The organism is Pyrinomonadaceae bacterium, assembly GCA_036277115.1.
Lineage (GTDB): Bacteria > Acidobacteriota > Blastocatellia > Pyrinomonadales > Pyrinomonadaceae > UBA11740.
Genome location: DASUNM010000024.1, coordinates 540,731 through 561,859, shown reverse-complemented (window position 1 = coordinate 561,859; position 21,129 = coordinate 540,731). Strand labels below are relative to the sequence as shown.

17 protein-coding genes and 1 tRNA gene are annotated in these 21,129 nt (G+C 55.9%); 12 read left to right on the top strand and 6 right to left on the bottom strand.

The features are described 5' to 3' along the window. Positions 1-6: 6 nt before the first annotated feature. Positions 7-486: a roadblock/LC7 domain-containing protein gene (locus VFX97_15930; GenBank protein ID HEX5704690.1), complete on the bottom strand. Its 480-nt coding sequence runs from the start codon at positions 484-486 to the stop codon at positions 7-9. Positions 487-820: 334 nt separating this feature from the next. Here VFX97_15930 and VFX97_15925 point away from each other — a divergent pair, with 334 nt between their 5' ends. The 4 genes from VFX97_15925 (at position 821) to glmS (ending at position 6,130) form a co-directional block, all read left to right on the top strand. Next, on the top strand, positions 821-1,648 hold the full coding sequence (locus VFX97_15925) for a tetratricopeptide repeat protein (protein ID HEX5704689.1): 828 nt from the start codon (positions 821-823) through the stop codon (positions 1,646-1,648). A 91-nt stretch (positions 1,649-1,739) separates the two neighbouring features. Further along, a complete protein-coding gene (locus VFX97_15920) occupies positions 1,740-2,768 on the top strand; it encodes a gluconeogenesis factor YvcK family protein (GenBank protein ID HEX5704688.1) in 1,029 nt (342 codons plus the stop codon). Between the two features lie 16 nt (positions 2,769-2,784). After that, a complete protein-coding gene (glmU, locus tag VFX97_15915) occupies positions 2,785-4,206 on the top strand; it encodes a bifunctional UDP-N-acetylglucosamine diphosphorylase/glucosamine-1-phosphate N-acetyltransferase GlmU (protein HEX5704687.1) in 1,422 nt (473 codons plus the stop codon). 61 nt (positions 4,207-4,267) lie between these two features. Further along, positions 4,268-6,130, top strand: a complete 1,863-nt coding sequence (gene glmS / locus VFX97_15910) for a glutamine--fructose-6-phosphate transaminase (isomerizing) (protein HEX5704686.1) — start codon at positions 4,268-4,270, stop codon at positions 6,128-6,130. On the opposite strand, the gene VFX97_15905 is transcribed toward glmS, so the two are convergent. The 3 genes from VFX97_15905 to VFX97_15895 all read right to left on the bottom strand — a co-directional run bounded on the left by VFX97_15905 (position 6,131) and on the right by VFX97_15895 (position 9,773). Continuing rightward, complete coding sequence (locus tag VFX97_15905) at positions 6,131-6,970, bottom strand: phytanoyl-CoA dioxygenase family protein (protein HEX5704685.1); 840 nt, start codon at positions 6,968-6,970, stop codon at positions 6,131-6,133. Positions 6,971-7,069: 99 nt separating this feature from the next. After that, entirely contained in the window at positions 7,070-8,197 is a 1,128-nt protein-coding gene (locus tag VFX97_15900; protein ID HEX5704684.1) for a hypothetical protein, read from the bottom strand. A gap of 334 nt (positions 8,198-8,531) precedes the next feature. After that, positions 8,532-9,773, bottom strand: a complete 1,242-nt coding sequence (locus VFX97_15895; GenBank protein HEX5704683.1) for a hypothetical protein — start codon at positions 9,771-9,773, stop codon at positions 8,532-8,534. Positions 9,774-10,218: 445 nt separating this feature from the next. On the opposite strand from VFX97_15895, the gene VFX97_15890 reads away from it, so the two are divergent. Beyond that, positions 10,219-13,059 carry an insulinase family protein gene (locus VFX97_15890; protein HEX5704682.1) on the top strand — a complete coding sequence of 947 codons (2,841 nt, stop codon included), beginning with the start codon at positions 10,219-10,221 and terminating at the stop codon, positions 13,057-13,059. A gap of 19 nt (positions 13,060-13,078) precedes the next feature. Further along, positions 13,079-13,702: a hypothetical protein gene (locus tag VFX97_15885; GenBank protein ID HEX5704681.1), complete on the top strand. Its 624-nt coding sequence runs from the start codon at positions 13,079-13,081 to the stop codon at positions 13,700-13,702. Between the two features lie 69 nt (positions 13,703-13,771). On the opposite strand, the gene VFX97_15880 is transcribed toward VFX97_15885, so the two are convergent. Then, a tRNA-Thr gene (locus VFX97_15880) sits at positions 13,772-13,847 on the bottom strand. Positions 13,848-14,090: 243 nt separating this feature from the next. Here VFX97_15880 and trmFO point away from each other — a divergent pair. The 6 genes from trmFO (at position 14,091) to VFX97_15850 (ending at position 20,683) form a co-directional block, all read left to right on the top strand. Next, positions 14,091-15,440: a methylenetetrahydrofolate--tRNA-(uracil(54)-C(5))-methyltransferase (FADH(2)-oxidizing) TrmFO gene (trmFO, locus tag VFX97_15875; protein HEX5704680.1), complete on the top strand. Its 1,350-nt coding sequence runs from the start codon at positions 14,091-14,093 to the stop codon at positions 15,438-15,440. 5 nt (positions 15,441-15,445) lie between these two features. Continuing rightward, positions 15,446-16,495, top strand: coding sequence for a VWA domain-containing protein (locus VFX97_15870; GenBank protein HEX5704679.1), 1,050 nt, complete (start codon positions 15,446-15,448; stop codon positions 16,493-16,495). A 61-nt stretch (positions 16,496-16,556) separates the two neighbouring features. Further along, positions 16,557-17,504, top strand: coding sequence for a tyrosine recombinase XerC (gene xerC / locus VFX97_15865; GenBank protein HEX5704678.1), 948 nt, complete (start codon positions 16,557-16,559; stop codon positions 17,502-17,504). Between the two features lie 79 nt (positions 17,505-17,583). Then, entirely contained in the window at positions 17,584-19,038 is a 1,455-nt protein-coding gene (locus VFX97_15860; GenBank protein HEX5704677.1) for a DnaJ domain-containing protein, read from the top strand. A gap of 12 nt (positions 19,039-19,050) precedes the next feature. After that, positions 19,051-19,731: an HD domain-containing phosphohydrolase gene (locus VFX97_15855; protein HEX5704676.1), complete on the top strand. Its 681-nt coding sequence runs from the start codon at positions 19,051-19,053 to the stop codon at positions 19,729-19,731. A 34-nt stretch (positions 19,732-19,765) separates the two neighbouring features. Continuing rightward, the gene (locus VFX97_15850) at positions 19,766-20,683 is read left to right on the top strand and encodes a hypothetical protein (GenBank protein HEX5704675.1); all 918 of its coding nucleotides are present in this window, start codon (positions 19,766-19,768) and stop codon (positions 20,681-20,683) included. 99 nt (positions 20,684-20,782) lie between these two features. On the opposite strand, the gene VFX97_15845 is transcribed toward VFX97_15850, so the two are convergent. Continuing rightward, positions 20,783-21,094 (bottom strand): zinc-ribbon domain containing protein, encoded by a 312-nt coding sequence (locus VFX97_15845; GenBank protein HEX5704674.1) that lies wholly within the window; start codon positions 21,092-21,094, stop codon positions 20,783-20,785. Positions 21,095-21,129 lie beyond the last annotated feature (35 nt).

The window sequence follows — 21,129 nt, the reverse complement described above, 5'->3', positions numbered from 1 at the left end:
ATGGATTTAGTTTTGCACGAAGAGGCTGTCGATCTCTTCGTCGGTGATTTCACTGAAGGGCAAGCTGGATGAAGCTCCGGGGGCTTGTGATTCGCGTTCAATTTCCGCGAAAGCCGTCGCCAGTTCCTGGGACACTTGCTTCGAACGAAGCTTTACCAGGCCGAGGCTGGAGCGCTGGTCGAAGACGACCACGAGGAGCACGCGACCGATGACGCTGATGTGAATGCTCTCTTTGTCGCCTTCATGCGAGAGCGTGGGAAATTCCTTTTCGCCGATCAACTTCGCCATGCCGCCGGTGGCCGCCACATTTCCGGCAACCAGTGACGCGAGACTGGTGGTATCCAGGTCGCCGACCTCGCCGTGGGCGGCGATCTGCTGACCGTCCTTCTCTACAAGCACGACCACCCGCGCCGCCGCGTCCAAACGCAGTCTGGCCAACAGCGCCTTGATGTGATGGTAACGCTGCTCTCGGATTAGAATGGGCATACTGTCAGGTGACTTCGAGCGGAGCTCAGTTGATGAGTGGCCAACAATGTTGCAACGGAGTGAGGGGCAGGTTCGGGCTAGATCCGCCTTGATTTCTGTGGCTCCCGGCGGGTCAAAACCGGACACGGGGCACCACGAGTCACCTTAACACGGCGAAGATTGCGGCATCAACCTGTTTTTCGGCCGCAGCCTGACGGCCATCATTGTTGAACGCTCCCGCCCCAAACTGCCCACAAACCCTATTCTTTCATTGAATTAGGGCCAGACCTGTGTTAAGCTCCGCCCCTTAACAGGCGGCGTTTGGGTACCTTTAGGGGTTTCAGTATAAGTCACGATGAGTAGTCCGGAAAAAAGACTTCCGTCACGTTCAACAGCTCGCTCGGCGGCCAAAGGCGCCGGTGCGCGGAAGCGCGTCGCCAAATCAACGCGGTTGAAGCCGGCTACCAAACGTTCGCCTGCCGGTAAGGCGCGCGCGAACAAAGCAACAAAAGTTGCATCGAGCAAGAAGGCGACGACAAAGCGTGCTTCAGCGAAGCCGGCCGCGAAATCTCGCGCTAAGGCGACGCCCAAGCACGCGCCCAAAGTCACCAAGACACCGACTCGCCGCGTAGCCGCGAAACCGATTCTCCGCCCAGTTATTAAGAAGCCGTTACCGCCGCCGCCCCAACCAACCTTTGAAGAGGCGGCAGCGCTTACTGCTTTTGAATCGGCGCACAAGGAATTCACGCGCGGCCGGTTTGCGGAAGCCCGCAATCAGTTTCGCACCTTGATCGAAAAGTACCCCTCGGTATCCGAAGTTGCTGCCCGCGCCAGAACTTATCTCGCGGTTTCCGAAGCTCGGTTGCGCACGGACCTCACGCCGCCGCGCGATGCTGACTCGCTTTACGATCGTGGTGTGATTGAATTGAACCGGGGCGATTATGTGGCGGCACAGGAACTGTTCGAGCGCGCGTTGAAACGCGAGCCTGAGGCTGCACACATTCATTACGGGTTGGCCGCCACCCGCGCGCGCCTCGGCGCCATCGATGGCGCGTTGAGGTCCCTGCGAAGCGCGTTGGATCTGCAACCAAAACTGCGAATCCGCGCCCAACGCGATCTGGATTTGAATTCCCTGCGTACTGATCCTGAGTTCGATCAAATAGTTTTCCCTCCGGCTGAGTGACATCCTCCACCTTCGCGGTTCAATCCGATCTCTATCCGTGCCGTTTGCTTTCAGGTATATTTGCCCGTGGGAGTGTTAAGCTCGCGCAAAAATGAACGAGATAATCTCGAATCGTGGCGTTAGGCTGGTGGCGATCGGCGGAGGAACCGGTCTCTCGACTCTTCTGTCCGGATTGAAGAAGTTTGTGGGCCGGCGGAAAGATGACGTCTGGTTGGAGTCGCTTTCGGCCATCGTCACCGTTTCTGACGACGGCGGGAGTTCGGGCCGCCTGCGTGATGAACTTCAGATGCTTCCGCCGGGTGATATACGCAACTGCATGATTGCGCTGTCAGAGGATTCGACCCTGATTTCGCGCCTTTTTCGGCATCGTTTCGGCGGTTCAGGCGATTTGGCCGGCCACAGCTTCGGCAATCTTTTCCTCGCTGCTCTGGCGGACGTTACCGGCGACTTCGTTGAAGCCGTACGGCTTTCTTCAGAGGTCCTGGCCAGCAAAGGCCACATTTTTCCGGCCACGACCACGGATGTGCGACTGGTGGCGGAACTGGTAAACGGGCGAACGGTTCACGGCGAAACGCAAATCACTGCGGCGAAGTCCGAAATTCGGAGCCTGCGGCTTGAGCCGGATCACTGCGAACCGCTGCCGGGTGCGCTGGCCGCGATTCGCGCTGCCGATGTGATTACCGTGGGGCCTGGATCGCTCTACACGAGTATCTTGCCAAACCTGCTGGTTTCAGAAGTACCTGACGCCATCGCGGAATCAGGAGGAATCAAAATCTTTGTCACCAACCTGATGACACAGCCCGGAGAGACCGACGGTTTCGACGCGCAGAAACATCTGGCGACCGTCAAGAAGTACGCTCCGCAGATTCAGTTTGATTACGTGTTGTTGAATGACCGGAGTATCACTGAGCACCAGGCCTCGCTGTATGCGGCTGACGGCGCGTTCCAGGTAACCTGGGCTGAAGCGAAACCAAGCACCAACGGAACGGGCTACGGTGAAATCGTCCGCACGAACTTGCTCGAGGAGGGCGAAATGGTGCGTCACGATCCTGATCAACTGGCGCGTGTCGTGCTGGCCTGCGGCGCACAATCGCCTGTGCCTCTGCCGGTAACAGTCTAACCACGCAAATACGACCTTGCAGAATTCCTCAAATCCTAATCCGAGCGACGGACAAAGTGTTGACGTGCTGATCATGGCGGCCGGCCTGGGCACGCGCATGAAATCGAATGTCGCGAAAGTGCTGCACAAGCTTGATGGCCGTCCGTTAATCTCGCATGTCTGCCGAAGTGCGCTAGCGCTCAACCCGGGGAAGGTTGTCGTAATTGTCGGTCACCAGGCGGAAGAAGTCCGCGCAATCGTCGAAGCCGAGTTTGCCTCAGACCGCGAAAGAATCGCGTTTGTTCATCAACTGAAACAGCGTGGCACTGGCGACGCGGTGATCGCCGCTGAGAATGAACTGCGCGGCGATAATCGGACCGTGCTGGTGTTGTCAGGTGATGTGCCGCTCATTCGACCGGGCACGCTGACTAAATTGATCGATGCTCACCACGCGGCGAAAGCAGCTTGCGCGCTGCTCAGTGTTAGACTGGAAAACCCGACCGGTTACGGTCGCGTCATGCGGGACGACGCAGGCGGCTTTGTGAAGATCGTCGAACAAAAAGACGCCACGGAAGACGAGCGCCAGATTCGCGAAATAAACGCCGGCATTTATTGCTTTGAAAGCGCAAAGCTGATAGACGGGCTCAGTCGCATCAAACCAAACAATGCACAGTCCGAATTCTATCTGACCGATGTGCCGGCGATCCTGAAAGCGGACGGCGATCACGTTGCTGTTTACCTGCACGGCGATGCACGCGAAGTTTCAGGCATCAACACGCGGGCTGAACTTGCCGAATTCGAAAACCTGATGCGCCGGAACACGATTCGGCGAATGATGATCGAAGACGGCGTGACATTCATCGATCCTTCCCATTCCTATGTCAGCAGCGATGCAAAGATTGGCCGCGACTCAGTGATTCATCCCGACGTGCATATTCAGGGCAGGTCGGTCATTGGTGAAGCTTGCGAAATCCAACAGGGATCGCGCATTGTGAATTCGCAGATCGGCAATCGCGTCACCATCAAAGACCATTGCCTGGTCATGGATTCGCAAATCGCCGATGACTGCGCCGTCGGACCGTTTGCGCACCTGCGCATGAATGCTCAGATGGACGAACGGTCGGTCGTCGGCAACTTTGTCGAAGTGAAGAAATCGCGCATCGGTCGCGGCACGAAGAGCATGCATCTGACTTATCTTGGCGATGCGACGATTGGTGAAGAAACGAACATCGGCGCCGGCACGATCACGTGCAATTACGACGGGAAGAACAAACACCAGACGATCATTGAAGACCACGTTCACATCGGCTCAGATACAATGCTGATCGCGCCGGTGCGCGTCGGCAGCGGGGCCTCAACCGGCGCCGGCTCGGTTGTTACCAAGGATGTGCCGCCAAATACCCTGGTCGCCGGTGTGCCGGCCAAGGCAATCAGAAAAGCGGACGACGATTCGAAATGAAAAGGCGGCGGGATTCGCCGTTTTTACTGCTCGCTGCTCACGACTTACTGTTTACTAACTTATGTGTGGAATAGTCGGATACGTTGGAAACAAACCGGTGGTGCCGTTGATCATCGATGGTCTGCGGAAGCTCGAATACCGCGGCTATGATTCGGCTGGCATTGCCGTCGTCAACGGGAACAATGAATTACAGATTCGCCGCGCCGAAGGAAAGCTGCGCAACCTGGAAGCGGCGTTGCAGCAGAATCCGCTTAACGGCACTTATGGTGTTGGCCATACGCGTTGGGCGACCCACGGGCGACCGACCGAAGAGAACGCGCATCCGCACCGCGACTGCACGGGCCGCGTAATCGTCGTTCATAACGGCATCATCGAGAATTACCTGAAACTAAAAGAAGAACTCCGGCAGAAGGATCATGAGTTCGTTACCGAGACTGACACCGAGATCGTGGCGCACCTGATCGAAGAGTATTTGAAGCAGGGCGCTGATTTCGAAAAGGCAGTGCGCGAGACCGTGCTGCGACTCACGGGCATCTTTGCCCTCTCGATCATCTCGGCCGATTACCCGAATACGATTATTTCCGCGCGTCAGGGTCCGCCGGTGGTCATGGGCCTTGGCGATGGCGAATTTTTTGTAGCGTCCGACGTTCCTGCGATTCTCGAACACACGCGCGATGTCTTCTTTCTGGCCGACGGCGAGATCGCCGTCATGACAAAGGACGGCATTCGCGTTAGCGACTTCAGCGGCAAGGAAGTTCAGCCCGAACAGACGCGCATTACGTGGGATCCGATTCAGGTCGAAAAGGGCGGCTTCAAGCATTTCATGCTCAAGGAGATTTATGAGCAGCCGCGCGCGGTACGCGAAACCGTCGAGGGACGAATCTCGCACGCGACCGGCCGCGTATTCCTCGATGAAATGCGCAACATCAGTGAAGACGAGTTCAAGAGTTTTAATTCCATCAAGATAGCCGCATGCGGAACCTCCCTGCACGCGGGTCTGGCCGGCAAGTACATGATCGAGCAGCTCGCACGCGTTAACGTTGATGTTGATTACGCGTCGGAATTCCGTTACCGCGATCCCGTTCTCGACGACAATACTTTGCTCCTGGTGATTACGCAGTCTGGTGAAACGGCAGATACGATCGCCGCCCTCCGCGAAGTCAAAGAACGCGGCGCCAAAGTTCTCTCAATCTGCAACGTGCAGGGCTCGATGATCACGCGCGAAGCCGACGGCACGATCCTTACGCATGCCGGCCCGGAAATCGGTGTCGCTTCAACGAAGGCTTTTACTTCGCAGATGATCGCGCTCTATTTGTTTGCGCTCTACCTGGGCCAGCTGCGCGGAACATTGAGCGATGAAGAGAGTCTCGAGCATGTGCGGCAACTGGCCGAACTGCCGGTGAAGATGGAGCACCTGCTGAACCAGTCGGACGCGATTGACGAGCTGTCACGAGAGTTCTTTCGCGCGACCGACTTCCTTTACCTCGGCCGCGGCATCAATTTTCCGATTGCCCTCGAAGGCGCGCTGAAGCTGAAAGAGATTTCCTACATTCACGCCGAAGGCTATCCGGCGGGTGAAATGAAACATGGGCCGAACGCACTGATTGATGAGCGGCTGCCTGTGATGTTCATCAATACGCGTGAAGTGGGGAATCGTTCCTCAGAGCTGCGCTACGAGAAGACGCATTCGAACATTGTGGAAGTAAAAGCACGTGAAGGCATCGTGCTTTCCGTCCTGACCGAAGGCGACACGATGTCTTCAGTCGTTTCCGATCACGTAATTTCGGTCCCGGAATCGAGTGACTTGCTCTCGCCCTTGCTTTCGATCATTCCGCTGCAACTGCTCGCTTATCACATCGCCGTGCGACGCGGATGCGACGTCGACCAGCCACGGAACCTCGCGAAATCCGTAACTGTCGAGTAACTAGAATCCTCGCGCCGGCATCTCAGCGGATCGCTGCAACCAATTCTCAGTCGGATAATTTACTGAAGCGTCGATGACGTGCAGGGTGTAGGCGTGTCGCGATTTGGGCGAGCGATTTTCGCGACTGAGGTGCGGAAGCTGTGGATGCAGCACGATCAGAGTTCCCTTCTCGACTTCCAAAGGCCGCAGGTTGTCTTCCGGCCAGGGCGCATCGTCAAAGATTTCAAAACGAGTTCCGCCGGCTTCGGCTCTTACGAATCGCGACTTCAATCCCAATCGATGCCCGCCGGGAATCACCCACAGACAACCGTTGTCGATCGTCGCATCTTCCAGCGCAAACCATAGCCCAAGCATCCTTAAGGGCTCGGTGTAAAGAAACGTTGCATCCTGATGGCAAGTAACTTCGCCGCCGATCTTCGGCTGCTTGAAGATGTACATCGATTGCAGCAATAACGGCTGGTCAATTCCCAGGTCAGAGACGAGTTCTTTGATTTCGCCGCGCCGGGAAAACTCATCGAATACGGGATCGAGATCGTGCAGCGCGTGCCCAATCTTATTGATTGACATCGCCGTCGCTTGCCGGAAACTGCCGTCCGCATTGAATGCGTTCTCTTCAAAGAAGAATCGGATTTTGTCGCCCGACTCGAGGAAGTAGTCATCGCTCGTCCGCGTTTGCTCGCGGGTAGAAAAGATGGAAACGACTTCCTGCGGATCGAATTCGCGCACTAACTCTTCGGCGCGGTGTCGCAAACGATCGCAGACCGACAGCTTCACAAAATTCGGGAGCGCTAAGAAACCGTCGCGTTCGTAATCCTCAAGTTGTTGTGAACTGATCGACAAGTTCGATTTAAGCTCGTGAGGACTCAGATGACCGTCGCAATTCCCGCTGACGACTTGTTAAGTTTCTGGTCGTTGGGAGCCCGAATTCTGCGAGAGCAGTCACGCTGATTCCTCGAAGATCTTCTTCAGGTCTGTGTTATTTTTGAAAAACGCCTTCCCAAACTGAACGCTGTCCCTGGTGGTATCCGCGCTTGAAAGGTATTTGTCTTTCATGGCCGCCAGGTTGGCTCTCACCTGCTGCCGCATGGCCTTTACCGCCTCGTTCGAAGTGTTTACCGTGCCGTGGTAAAAGTGGAACAGGGTCCAAATCATAATCGCATAAGCGCATGTATTCGAGGAAAAGCAAGTCAGTGACCTTTGGCGTTTATCCTTGAGGCGCGCGGTCCTTTGCATGAAAACCAGTGCCCCATATTCGAAATAGATCAACATAAAGTCCGCATCCGGCTCGAAGCGCACCACCGTGGCCGATGGACTTCGCAGTTTCTGAGCCAGGTCCTTCACTCCAATTTCTTCTCCGCGCAAGAGACTGTGAAGCAGCGCCTGCTCTTCACTGGACATTCCTTTTCGATCGAGCGTTTTCTTGTAATGTAGTGGCGTGCCTTCAAATTTCGACAGGGATATCACCATTCGACGCGGCACTTGCGGTGCCCCCGTCTTAGGCGGATGCGCTTTGTCATAAACCTCTTCCAGCAGCCGCTCAGCCAGACCGCGGAAGACGAAGGAGATGTTTGCCGCTTGTCCGTCGAATCGCAGACCGGACTTCCCCCTGGTTCCGATGAGGCCAAGAATAAAATCTAATAAAGCTGAAAGGTGAATCTCGCCTCGCAGGTGAATACTGAGACTTGTTGACCAACCCAGGGCCGAGACGTAAATTCTCGGACGAATTGATCCGGTAAAGCCCAAATCGTCCGCCAACGTGACGATTGGCTGGCGGAGGCTGCAAACAAACGGCGCCTGCATTTGCCACACGTCCGGCGCGCCCTCCGAAAACAAATTGAGATAGTTCTTCCAAAAGTGATTTTTGGTTTGCGCGTGCTGCGACAGCGGGTGAACGTCAAAGGACTTCGTGAGCGTTGATTTTGCGTCGAGATAAGTTTTTCGATAGGCAGCTGGTTCAACCAAAAACCGAAATCTCTCTTGCAGACAATTGTTAAAGGTCAGCGGTCTGATTGTTGTATGCACATCGAAGATGTAAAGGTCGATTCCCTGAAACGGTATCTCTAACATGTCCCACTGCCTCCCTTCTCAAATTATGATTGCCACGCCGAACGTTCGATTGACTTTGTTTTCGGGCGCGTTATAGCATACGGCTGGTGATGTTTCGTAGGGTGGTAACACCATACAAAGCCGACCTACGGGTCGAAATAGCGCTTAGCGGGAGCTAGCCCTTCGAGGCGCTTGCACCCGGCTCCGGAATTGACTGTCCGGGCCGTGTAGATGTGGATAAAACCACAATTCGCTTCCGCCCTTCGGGGCGGTGGCGCTAAATGAAAGAATGTGACTGCTAAACATTCGGGAAACTAAACTATCGCGCCACTCGCAAGGGTGGCGCGATTCCTTTTTACTTCAAAGGCGGCGCTTCCCAGTTTTCTTGATCTACAGCCGCCGACGCAACTTCGGCCTCTTTCCACTGCATGAATGTCACTCCGGAAGGCTCGAACTCTCCATCGGCGTTTATTGTTTGGATCTCTTCAATAGAATTCAACAAGCCCTTTTCTGCCGCCAATGTCACCAGCGCGCGCATCTTTTTAGACGCTCGAAGTTCTACCAGACGGGCCTTGACCGTCTCGTCGGCAAGCTTCGCATTGATAACGAAGGAACCCACCAGCGAATAGATTCGCTCACTCTCAGCGCTACCCTGCTTGGCAAAGAATGTCAGCGCCCCCAGCGCCCCGATGTACCGTTTGCCATTCTTCAGCAGGATCAAGGGCTTGTTAAGTTGAGCTTTGTCAGGAAGCTCTAACAGTTTTCCAAGGAGACTTGCTTCACTCTCTTCTAATCTTATTTGTTGCTCCAGTTTCGCAGCGGCCACACCGGCCGCGCGCCGTGCTTTTTCCTTTCGGACCAGCAGGTCCCCGCCCCCAACCGCGACTCCTGCCACCAAACCAGCGGCCGACAAGATTAGTAACTTCTCCATGCTGATGCCCCGGCTAATGTCTGAAATGTGCAGCCATGTGCCGATGAACATGAGCACGATTGAAACAAAAACGCTGTAGATCATTTGATTACTTAATCCTTCGAGGCTCCACGGCGCGCCGAACAATTTGATGATCCACCAGAAAACCAGCCCCGGGACGATGAACCCGGCCAGCGCCAGCGGAATACCGCCCACGCTTTCGCTTCCGAGAAAGCTTATTTTGATCGGCTTCTCGGCACTGACGAATGCGGAAGCCGTTACGTTGTTCCGTTCCCAGCGATATTCAACCGTAAACAAGCTGTTGTAATCTCCGACTTCGATCGTGGAAGCAGTGCGAAGAAACAACCGCCGCCGCAACGTCGATCTAGCCGAAATAGCTCCGAGATCCAATGATTGCCCAGCGGACTCACCCGAATCCTTCTTACAAGGCTCGCTGGACCATGTAATAAAGGAAGGCCCCGCAATCGTCAGGGTGGTTTTCAGCTCCTCTTCCGAGTTATTGACCAGGAGCAACTCGACGCTTGAGCAATCGTTTTGACGGATATTTTGACGCTCGAAGGAAATCGTCAAAGACGGCGGGGCCGGTGGTTGAGGTGTGTCTGGTTTGTTTGCCTTACTGTCAACGCTCGAAAGAAATATCCAGAAGACTAGGAGGATGCAAGCCATAGGTTTTCACCGCGGCAAATGGCCAGACCGAATCAGGCTCGAAGATCAAGACGGCAAAATGTCTTTGAAGTCTGGAAGTAAGAGAACGGCCCAAATAGCCGCCAAAACCTACTATGATCAAAAGACGCCTGTCAATTCGCTTGACCCCTCGATGAACGACGTGAAGCCAACAAGACTCTTCCAATTTAGGTGTCCCTTTCGCTCCAGATTTCGTTTTGGACGTGCTCGTGGAAATTCATTGCAGCAATAGTTGCTTGGCTTTGGTATTGCTGAAGCTGTTCTTCGTTAAGCAAGTCAGCCATTGTCCAAACTTGCGACACGCAACGTCAACGGTGAATTGCTTCCCCTTCGGGCCGATGTTATAAAAACTCTCGAGTCTCCCTGCTCTGCGAACTCGTCTGGATCACACAGATAAGCTGATCATTTTTCTAATTTGGAGAAGAACATGAACTCTCGGCGTCCTCTTCGTTTATTCCTCATCGCCACCGTCGTTTTAACCAGTGTCTGCCTCGCCGGCGTTGGAACTCAACTCATTCGCGCTCAGGCATTGAGCGACGCAATGCCGGTGGATCCGAAAATCATGATCGGTACCTTGCCGAACGGCATCCGTTATTACATCCGGGCCAACAAGAAACCTGAAAAGCGCGCCGAATTGCGGCTGGTCATAAAGGCCGGCTCAATTCTCGAAGATGACGATCAACAGGGTCTCGCGCACCTGGTTGAGCACATGGCTTTCAACGGCACGAAGAACTTTCCGAAAAACGAAACGATCAGATTCATGGAGTCGCTGGGAATGCGATTTGGCGCGGATGTAAACGCCTACACCAGCTTCGACGAGACGGTTTATACACTAACAGTGCCGACCGACAAGCCCGAGACGATGGCGAAGGCAATGCTGATTCTTGAAGATTGGGCGCACAACGTATCTTTCGACGCCGCAGAGATTGAAAAAGAGCGGGGCGTCGTCATGGAAGAATGGCGACTCGGTCAGGGCGCCAGCATGCGCATGCTGCAAAAGATCTTCCCCGTCATTCTAAAGGGCTCGCGCTACGCCGATCGCTTGCCAATCGGCAAGCCCGAAATAATCCAAAAGGCGAACGTTGAACGAATCAAGCAGTTCTACCGGGAATGGTATCGGCCGGATTTGATGGCAGTAGTTGCCGTTGGCGATTTTGACAAGGCGGCAATGGAACAAACGATCAAGAAGCATTTTGGCTCAATACCTGCCGCAACAAAGCCGCGGCCGAGACAGCAATTCGACGTGCCTGATCGGGCAGAGACTGCGTACGCGATCGCCGCGGACAAAGAAGCCGGCGGCACCGTAGTTCAGCTCCTGACTTTGCTGCCGTCACGCGCAGAAGGAACGGTTGGCGCTTATCGGCAAAAGACTGTCGACAACTTGTTCGCGAGCATGCTCACCGCGCGATTCTCAGAAATAGTTCAGCAACCCAATGCTCCCTTTTTCAATGCCGGCGCAGGACGCGGCGCTTTCTTCGCGCGCACAAAAGATATTGCGTTTCTTAGCGCTCTGGTAAAGGACGACGGCATCGAGCGCGGACTGGGCGCGTTACTAACGGAAGCCGAAAGAGTGACGCGCTTCGGGTTCACTGCCACTGAACTCGAGCGACATAAACAGGACACGCTGCGAAACTACGAGCAATACGCGCTGGAAACGGAAAACACCGAATCTGCCAGCCGCGCCAACGAATACGTGCGGCACTTTCTGGACGACGAAACGCTGCCCAGTCCGGCCGATGAGTATGCTTTGCACAAACGTTTTCTGCCGGCAATTACACTGGACGAGATCAATAAACTTGCCCGGGAATGGTTTCCCGATCGCAATCGCATGGTCATCGTCCAGGCCCCCGAGAAAGCCGGCGTCGTTATCCCGGACCAGGCAAAGCTTGCCGCGGTCCTCAAATCCGCCGCGACAAAAGATCTGAAAGCTTATGTCGATGCCGCATCCGGCGCGAGCTTACTGGATTCGGCGCCTACGCCAGGCAGCGTGATCAAGACCACGGCTAAAGAGCCCATCGGCATCACGGAATTGGAGCTGTCGAACGGCGCGAGAGTCATACTTAAACCCACAACTTTCAAGGAGGACGAAATCCTTTTCCGCGCGACCAGTCCAGGGGGAACGTCGCTGGCGGGCGATAGCGATTACGTTCCTGCGAGTTGGGCCACCTACGTGGTGACGTCCGGTGGCCTGGGTAAATTCAATGTTGTAGATCTACAAAAGATGATGGCTGGTAAGATCGCGACTGCCGATCCGTTTATCAGCGAACTGCAGGAGGGACTGAGTGGAAGCAGTTCGAAGAAAGATTTAGAACTGCTGTTTCAGCTAATTCATCTGCGTTTCACACAGCCGCGCGCGGACGAAACTGCTTTCAATGTGCAGGCCACGCATTTGAAGACGCTGTTGGCCAACCAGAGCGCCGTGCCGGAATTCAACTTCGCGAAAGAACTACAGGCCGCAAGATTCCAAAACCATCCCCGTCGACTAGTGCCGACATCGGAAACGATAAACCAATGGAACCTCGAAAAATCGATGGCCTTCTATCGGGATAGGTTTGCGGATGCCAGCGACTTCACCTTCGTTTTCGTGGGTAGCTTCGATCTGCCGACGATAAAACCTTTAATCGAAAAATACCTGGCGTCATTGCCTTCGATCCGCCGGAAGGAAACCTGGAAGGACGTCGGGGCGCGTACCCCGACCGATGTCGTGGTAAAACGAATAGAAAAAGGCGTCGAGCCGAAGAGCCAGACTGCGATAGTATTCAGCGGCCCCTTCGAATATAACGCTACGAACCGCGCCACAATTCGCGCTATGACCGAGATTTTGCAGCGACGGCTGCTGGAAACGCTCCGCGAAGAGTTAGGCGGAACCTACAGCGTCAGCGCCGCACCAAGTTACGAAAAGTTTCCGAATCCAGGTTACTCGATAACCATAAACTTTGGCAGCGCGCCGGATCGCACGGAAGCTCTGGTCAAACGCGTCTTCGACGAAATCGAGAGCTTCAAGACAAACGGCCCAACCGAACAGCAATTAAAGGATCAGAAAGAGACGTTGCTGCGCGAATTCGAGACCAACATCAAATTAAATAGCTACCTGTTGAATAACATTTCGTCGCGATATAACGTCGGTGAAGATGTAGCCGGCTTATGGGCCGTCCCGGACTACTACGGGAAAATCGACAAGGCGACGATTCAGCAGGCAGCCAGGACCTACCTCAACCCGAAGCGTTATGTTGAGGTCAAGTTGTTCCCGGAAAAGAAAACAAACTGACTAAGTCGAAGGAGAGCCCATGAACCGAAAGTTGATCCACATAGTACGGATGTCGGTCCTGATCGCCGCAGCCGTCTCAGCAACTATCTTTTCAACCTCAAAGGTGGCAACGAGCAACAAAGCAGCTGCGCCACCCATGTTCTGTGCTTGCTGTGCTGATGACGGCGAATGGTACCAGCGGGCCGAACGGCTTACTGCGGAGATGCGAAAAGAGATTAACCGGGTCAACTTCTCCGAAGCCAAGAATGGAATGAGCGGCTCGGAGGACGCGCCATTTTCAGACGGCGAGTTTGAATTGACGCGCTCGAATGATATGCGGCACTGGCAACTGAAGTACGTTGGGGCTCAGGAAAAGAGCGGCTCTCTCACGCTACCCATCCCGTTACGCCTGGTGAATTTCGGCGCCGATGTTCATGATGGCCAACAAGGCGGCGGCGGTGGGCCGCTGCTCTACAAAGAATGGCGCTTTGATGGATCAGCGACCGGCACCGGCGTGTTCAAGACATGGAGAGGCGCAAAATTCCGTCTCGTCCTCCAGGGCCGAGGAAATCACTGCACCCAGGCCGAAGATTTCAAACACTGGAATCTCTCAGTCAATCACAGGTCGACGTCGCTGTCGGTTTATGGAGCGGTTGTGAGATAGAGCTGTCGGCGGTGGCATCTTCGTTGTTTGGCTTCCAATTTCGAGACACTCACCGGAGAGGTGATCTATTGGAGCCGGCTACCGGAGTCGAACCGGTGACCTTGCGATTACGAATCGCACGCTCTACCAACTGAGCTAAGCCGGCACATCGAAGTTTTGACTATACGAATCGGCGAAATTCAGGTCAAGCTTGGGGGCAACAAATCAGCCACAGATTACAATGAGATAGGGCGATCATGCTACGTAATCTCTATCCCCTCTCCGCAGCGGAGAGAGGTAGCGCGTGAGATTGCAACGCGCGCTCAACCCCTCCCCTAACCCCTCCCCGCACGCAGGGAGGAAAACGAACGCGCACCGGAATCTGCAGATAAACGTCTCACACAGCATCATGAGCACCATCAACATCATTGGCGGAGGATTAGCGGGCGTCGAAGCCGCCTGGCAAGCCGCCGCAGCGGGGGCGCGCGTCAAGCTGTACGAGATGCGCCCGGTGCGCCAGACACCGGCGCATCGCACCGACAAGCTTGCCGAGATTGTCTGTTCGAATTCGCTGAAGTCTGACGAGCCAGGCTCGGCGTCGTACCTTTTGAAAGAAGAGTTACGCCGCGGCGACTCGCTCGTAATGCGCGCGGCGCAACATGCCCGTGTCCCGGCCGGAGCGGCACTCGCCGTCGACCGGGAACGGTTTGCCCACTACATCACGGCGGAAATTGAATCCCATCCGAATATCGAACTCCTGCGTGACGAAGTTACTTCGATTGCGCCGCACGATTTTTCAATCATCGCGACCGGCCCGCTGACCTCCGACGCATTGACCTGGGAAATCATGAAGTTGACCGGCGACGATCAGATGTACTTCTACGACGCCATCGCCCCGATCATCGCCGCCGACTCAATCGATCATTCGATCGCCTTCAAAGCTGCGCGCTACGGAAAGGGCGGCGATGATTATCTGAATTGCCCTTTTAATGAAGAAGAATACGCCCGGTTCTATGGCGAACTCATCGATGCCAAGAGCGTCCCGTTACAGCGCTTTGAAGAGACCCGTTGGTTCGAAGCATGCCTGCCGATTGAAGAACTCGCGCGCCGCGGCGTGGACACTCTGCGATTTGGGCCAATGAAACCGGTGGGCTTGAACGATCCGCGTACCGGTCGTGAGCCGTATGCTGCCGTGCAACTGCGCCAGGAAAACTTGATGGCTGACGCCTACAGCATGGTCGGCTTTCAAAATCATCTCCGTTACGGCGAGCAGGCGCGCGTGTTGCGCTTGATTCCCGGCCTCGAACGCGCCGAGTTTCTCCAGTTTGGGCAAATCCACCGGAACACTTATATCAATGCGCCGCGCGTCCTGCGGCCAACCATGCAGATGCGCGAGCATCCAAACATCTTCTTTGCCGGGCAGATTACCGGCGTCGAGGGCTATGTCGAATCGGTGGCGATGGGATGGTTGGCGGGACAGAATGCCGCGCGGCTTCTGCAAGACAAAGAACTTTTGATCGCGCCGCCGCGTAGTGCGATTGGAGCACTCGCACGCTATGTCTCAACGGCCGAGACAAAGAATTACCAGCCGGTGAACATAACGTTTGCGCTGCTTGAACCGCTGTCGCCGGAGCAAGCCCGTTCAGTTCGCCGGAAACGCGACCGGCACATGCTGCAAGTGAAGCTGGCTCTCCAGGAGTGGGACCTATGGATGCAAAGCGTGAGAGAACAGCAGCCGGCACTCGCGGTCGTTACTTAACTTTGATGCAAGTTCCCCCAAGTCCTCATGTTCGTCGCGCGCGACTTCTCAGTATTGCGATTGCCGTCATCGTAATTGTTGCGCCGCTGACAATTCAATCTCAATCCGGCCGTCAGAAGGATCCGAAGACTGCGAACGGCAATAAGTCGTCGCGCCCATCGTCGACCACCCCAATTGCCGATCCTTCGAACATGAACTCGGACGAAGGGGATGATGTCCTTCGCGTAAGTTCAAACCTGGTGCCGGTACCGACTACCGTGGTTGATAGTCGCGGCGCTGCGATTACGACGCTGACACTGGATGATTTTGAGTTGCGTGTGGACGGTCAGATACATGCGATCAGCGACATAAATCGCTCGGAAACGCCCGTGCGGATGGCGATGCTGTTCGACAACAGCGGCAGTCTGAGCGCCTCGCGCGAGTTCGAAAAACATGCGGCCGTGCGGTTCTTTGAAAACGTAATGCGCCCCATCGATGAAGCGGCCATCTATTCCATCTCCACCGACGTGCTGCTGTCGCAACCCATGACCAACAATGTTCGAGTTCTGCAACGAACAATTGAGTCGTTCGGAAAGGCGGAGGGTTCCACGTCGTTGTACGACGGCGTGTTTGCCGCTCTCACTTATCTGAGACCCTTCAGCGGCCGGCGCGTGATCGTGATTGTCTCAGACGGCCGCGACACCACCAGCCGTCACGATCACGATTTCGATGCAACGCTCAGAAGGCTGCAAGGCGACGAATGCCAAATTTATGTCGTGCAAACCGGACTCTATGACAACGCGAATGTGCGCGATCTGGCCGCTGAACGTCGCATGCACGAGTTCGCAGCGCAAACGGGCGGCGCGGTTTACATTCCGAAGAACGTTGACGACCTGGACATCGCCTTCACGCAGATCGCAGCGGACCTGGCGCAACAGTATGTGCTGAGCTACTACCCGCCTGAGGACAAACGCGACGGCCGCTATCACAACATTTCAATTCGCGTGAAGGACAGGAGCAACCTGCGGATTCGCGCGCGCAAGGGATTTCTAGTCAAAAAACGCGAACGGGTGTAGAGTGGCCGCAGCGTCGGCTTTCCGGCTGATGCACACCTGACAGCCTGCCCCCTCGCTCCGGATGCTTAACCATCTTAGTACGCAGTTTCTCGATCACCTGCGCTACGAACGCAACGTCAGCGTTCACACGCTGCGCAACTACGAAAGCGACCTGCAGCAGTTCGTCGCCTATCTGGTCCCGCCGGAACCAGCAAACGGGAATGGGAAGAAACGAGCGCCGGCTCCACCTGCCGAGCCCGATATCAAGCAGATCGATCACCTCACGATTCGTGAATGGCTGGCCTCGCTGCACTCGGACCGGAAAAAGAAATCATCGATCGCGCGGAAGCTCGCGGCGCTGCGGACCTTTTTTCAGTTTCTCGTGCGCGAAGGCGTGATTGAATCGAACCCCGCGAAACTGGTCGCGACTCCCCGCAAAGAAAAGAAGCTTCCGGTTCACTTGTCCGTCGAAGACGCTGTTCGATTTATTGAAACGCCTGACGCGGAGACACATTTTGGCAAGCGCGACCGCGCAATTCTTGAATTGCTTTACGCTACGGGCGTGCGCGTATCCGAGCTGGTGCAATTGAATCTCCGCGACATCGATTTCAGTAACAAGCTGCTGCGCGTTTTCGGCAAGCGGCGCAAAGAGCGGATCGTCCCGTTCGGTGAACCCGCCGCGAAGGCCTTGCAGGATTATCTTTCCGTGCGCGAGCAATTCCTCATGAACGCGCCGGCGACCAAGCGCGACGCGCAGCCGCTAATCCTTAACTACCAGGGCACGCGAATGACGACTCGTTCAGTGGGCCGCTTGATCGAGAAGTACATCAAACTGTGCGCCGGCATTCACGACATCAGCCCCCACGCGTTGCGTCATTCATTTGCGACACACCTGCTCGACAGCGGCGCCGATCTGCGCGACATCCAAGCCTTGCTTGGCCACGCGCGGCTTTCGACTACGCAGGTCTACACGCATGTTTCCATGGAAAAGCTGATCGAGGTCTACGATAAAACTCACCCTAAAGCCTGACGACATCGCGCTCGGTAGAAATTGCGGCTTCCGCACCACAGAAGCCGTGCGCTATGATTTCTGATTGGCCGGCGCAACCATGACCAAGGCAACTAAAGGCGAGCTCGCTCAGAAACCTGTTGCGGAACTGATTCGTGAAATCGGCGAAGCTTCAGCTTCGGGCGCGCTCAGACTCTCCCGCGACCGAGCGAAAGCAGTCGTGTATTTCGAGAGTGGCGACGTCGCTTTCGCGGCTTCGAACATTCGCACCCATCGCCTGCTCGAATTTCTGAAGCGTACCGGCATCCTGGATGAAAGCGCGGCCGCCTCGTTCCCGCCAAAAGCGACCGATGATGAAGTGCTGAATATCCTCGTGGAGAGTCGCCGCATTCGTGCAGACCGGGTCGGCACCATTCGGGCTGGTCATGTCGCGGAAGTTCTGCGTGGCGTTTTGCTCTGGACCGAGGGTGACTGGGAATTCGATCCACGCGTGCGTATTGCCGGCGACACGCGTGTGGCGATTGATGTGCGCCGGCTGCTGCTGGAATCGACGCGCCATCTGCCCGCAACTTACCTTTTGTCACGCTTTGCCGATACGTCCGAGCGGCTTGAACTCGCGCAAGCCAATGGCCAGCAACCAAGTTTGTTGCCGGCCGAAGCCTTCGTGCTTTCGCGCATCGACGGCCCGACGACGGTCAACGACTTGCTGTCGGTGAGCGGGATGAACGCGGAGGAAACGTTGCAGTCGCTTTACGCTCTCGCTATCTGTGGCGTAGTTAAGCGCGCCGCGTGGGCGACACCGCAATTCGAAGGCAGCGCCGGCGCAAAGGTGCCGGTGAAAAGCGAAGCCGGCGCCGATGAGCAACTCGGTACGCTCGAAGATTTCTTCGCCCGGGCCGAAGTGGCGGCCACTTACTACGACTTGCTCGGCGTGAGTCATCAGGCGAGCGCCGACGAGATCAAGAACGCGTACCATTCTTTGGCGCGCCGCTTTCATCCGGACCGTTTCCACCAGGCCGACGCGAAACTTCGCAGCCAAATCGAAGCTGCGTTCGCGCGCGTCGCACAAGCCTACGACGTACTGGGCGATCAATCGTCCCGCGCCACTTATGACGCACAGTTTGCTGTCCCGGCGTCTCCGTCAGGTTCAAAAGGGGCGACCAGTGAGGGCGGTCCGGCTTCCCCGCAAACAACGACGGAGAGTCGCGCTGAATCGAGTTTTCAAAAAGGTGTTGCCGCTACTAATCAGCGCCAGCTGCAACAGGCAGTGAGATTCTTTGCCGAAGCCGCCAGTATTGAACCGCGTTGCGCGCGCTACCGCGCTGAATATGGACGGGCGCTCATCAGCGATCCAAAGACGAGACGGTTGGCCGAATTCGAACTGAAAGCCGCCATAGCCCTCGATCCGGATAACACTTCGTATCGAGTCGCGCTCGCGGAACTCTACAAAGCCCTCGGGCTACGCCGCCGCGCTGAAGGCGAATTACAACGCGCCTTGACTGTGGATCCAAAAAACGCCGCGGCACGAACTTTACTGGCGAGTTTGAAGAACTGACACGACGAATCTATGCCGCTAATTGAAACCAACGACGTCGATCAGGTGGCGACGATTGAGATTTTCAGAGACCTGGCGGCTGAGGCTGATCAGTTCGAGCAATATTCGCATCCGCACGCGGTACGGGTCGCGGCGATCGCCGAAGAAATTGGCAAGTCTTTCAGTCTGGGTTCGCGCGACCGGTTTTCGCTGCGCGTGGCCGCGCTGGCGCACGATCTGGGCGAGGCGGCGATGGCGCGCGATTACATCCAGGGACGTGGGCCATTGAGTGACGACGAGCGCATCGATCTCGCACGGCATCCGGTGCTTGGCGAACGCGAAGCGGCCGATGCCGGAGCTGATCGCGGCGCGCAATTGCTGGTTCGCTGGCATCACGAATGGTGGAACGGCAGCGGATACCCCGACGGCCTGCGCTTCGAACAGATACCACTTGGAGCCCGCATCCTGCGCGTCGCCGACGCCTACGCCGCTTTGACGGATGATCGGCCGTTTCGTCCTGCGCTCTCGGAGAAACAGGCGCGTGAACATCTGCTCGAGTGGATTGGTCTGGAGTTCGATCCGGGAGTGGTCAAAGCGCTGCTCTCGCTCGAACCGTTTGACGAATTGCGGAGCTACTATAGAGAGGACACGCCCCCGGATCTGCCGGGCATTGCTGACGATTTGCTGGAGCGCATCGACCATTTGGGGACATAGTTTGCACACTCAGAACGGGATCAATACTGGAGGCATGAGCTGGCTCGGATTCGAACTGAGCGTGCTCCGCCGTTTGAAATTTCAATCCGTGGCGCTGCCCCTCGCGGGCGAGCCGCACCTCGGGCAGTACTTGAAACGTTTAAACGTGAGTGTCGCCGCGAATGATCCGGCGGAATGGTCGTGGACAAAGTCGACGGCTTTCATTGAAAACAACTTGGAAGTACTGACGGAAGCCGACATTGATCTTGTTTTGGCCGACGCCTACGTCCCGGCGAACTACTTTAAGAACGCCGCGCTGCTGTCCTGGTTCAACGAGACTGACGCGTGGTGGTTCGATAACGTACGCGCGAATGCCGATAAGCTTCAATCACCTTACAAGCGTGCGCTGGCCCTCACGCTTGGGATGGCCGTTGGCGACTACGTTTTCTCGTTCAATCTTGAAACCCGGGATCTGCGTCAGCCGCTTTCTCTGTCGAATGTCTTTCGCAGGTTGTGGCGCACTCTCCCGCCGCCAGTTGATAACCGGCTGAAGAACAAAAGCACCAACACGCCGGTGCGAAGTTTTGTCGCCGAGACCTTCGACACGGATCTGCTTTTTATCCGGCTGCCGCATCCGCCGCGCGCGACCGACAGCCGCAACGCGCGCGTGCTTTCATGGCGCGAAGAGTGGCTGCGACAGTCGCGTGCTTCCCGCGACAATGGGCATTTCGGCAGTGCGCGGTTGGCGGCGCCGGTCGAAACGAAGGAACAGTATTTGAGGCTGGTTGAGGATCTGCTGCACATTGCCGCCCATGTCCCGACCTGGGCCATCGCCGGCATTAGCGACGGATTTATTTCGACCGATGAATTGGTTGAATGCGTCGCCGACGCCCGAAAAATCGACGCCGTCTACACAAAAGATTTTTCGGAGTTGCTCGGATTGAAGGCAGTCATCATAACGGCCGGCGCGTGAAGCGATGAGATCTCAGATTTCAGATCTCAAATCCCAGAGCTCAGATTTGAGATCTCATCGCCCTACGGTCGGGCTTCCACCGAAAATGTTTACTACACGTTACGCGCCGCGTTGAGCGCGGCTCGCGGCAAAGCATTCGCCGCATAAAACCGGTCGGCCCGCCTGAGGCTTGAACGGAACACTGTCGCCCTTTCCGCATTGATCGCAAACAATCTCGAATCTTTCCCGCTCACTGCCACCGCCGCCGCCTCGGCCCTGGCCCGGACCGCCAAAATTTTGGCGGCGCGCGTCGCGGCATGGCTTGCAGCGCTTCGGATGAGTCAGTCCCCGTTCACGATAATAGTCCTGCTCTCGCTCAGTAAAAGGAAAGGTTGATCCGCACTCGGCGCAATTGATATCCAGATCTGGCATGGGCTTCTCCCGTGGGTTTATCTGTTGAACGTTTG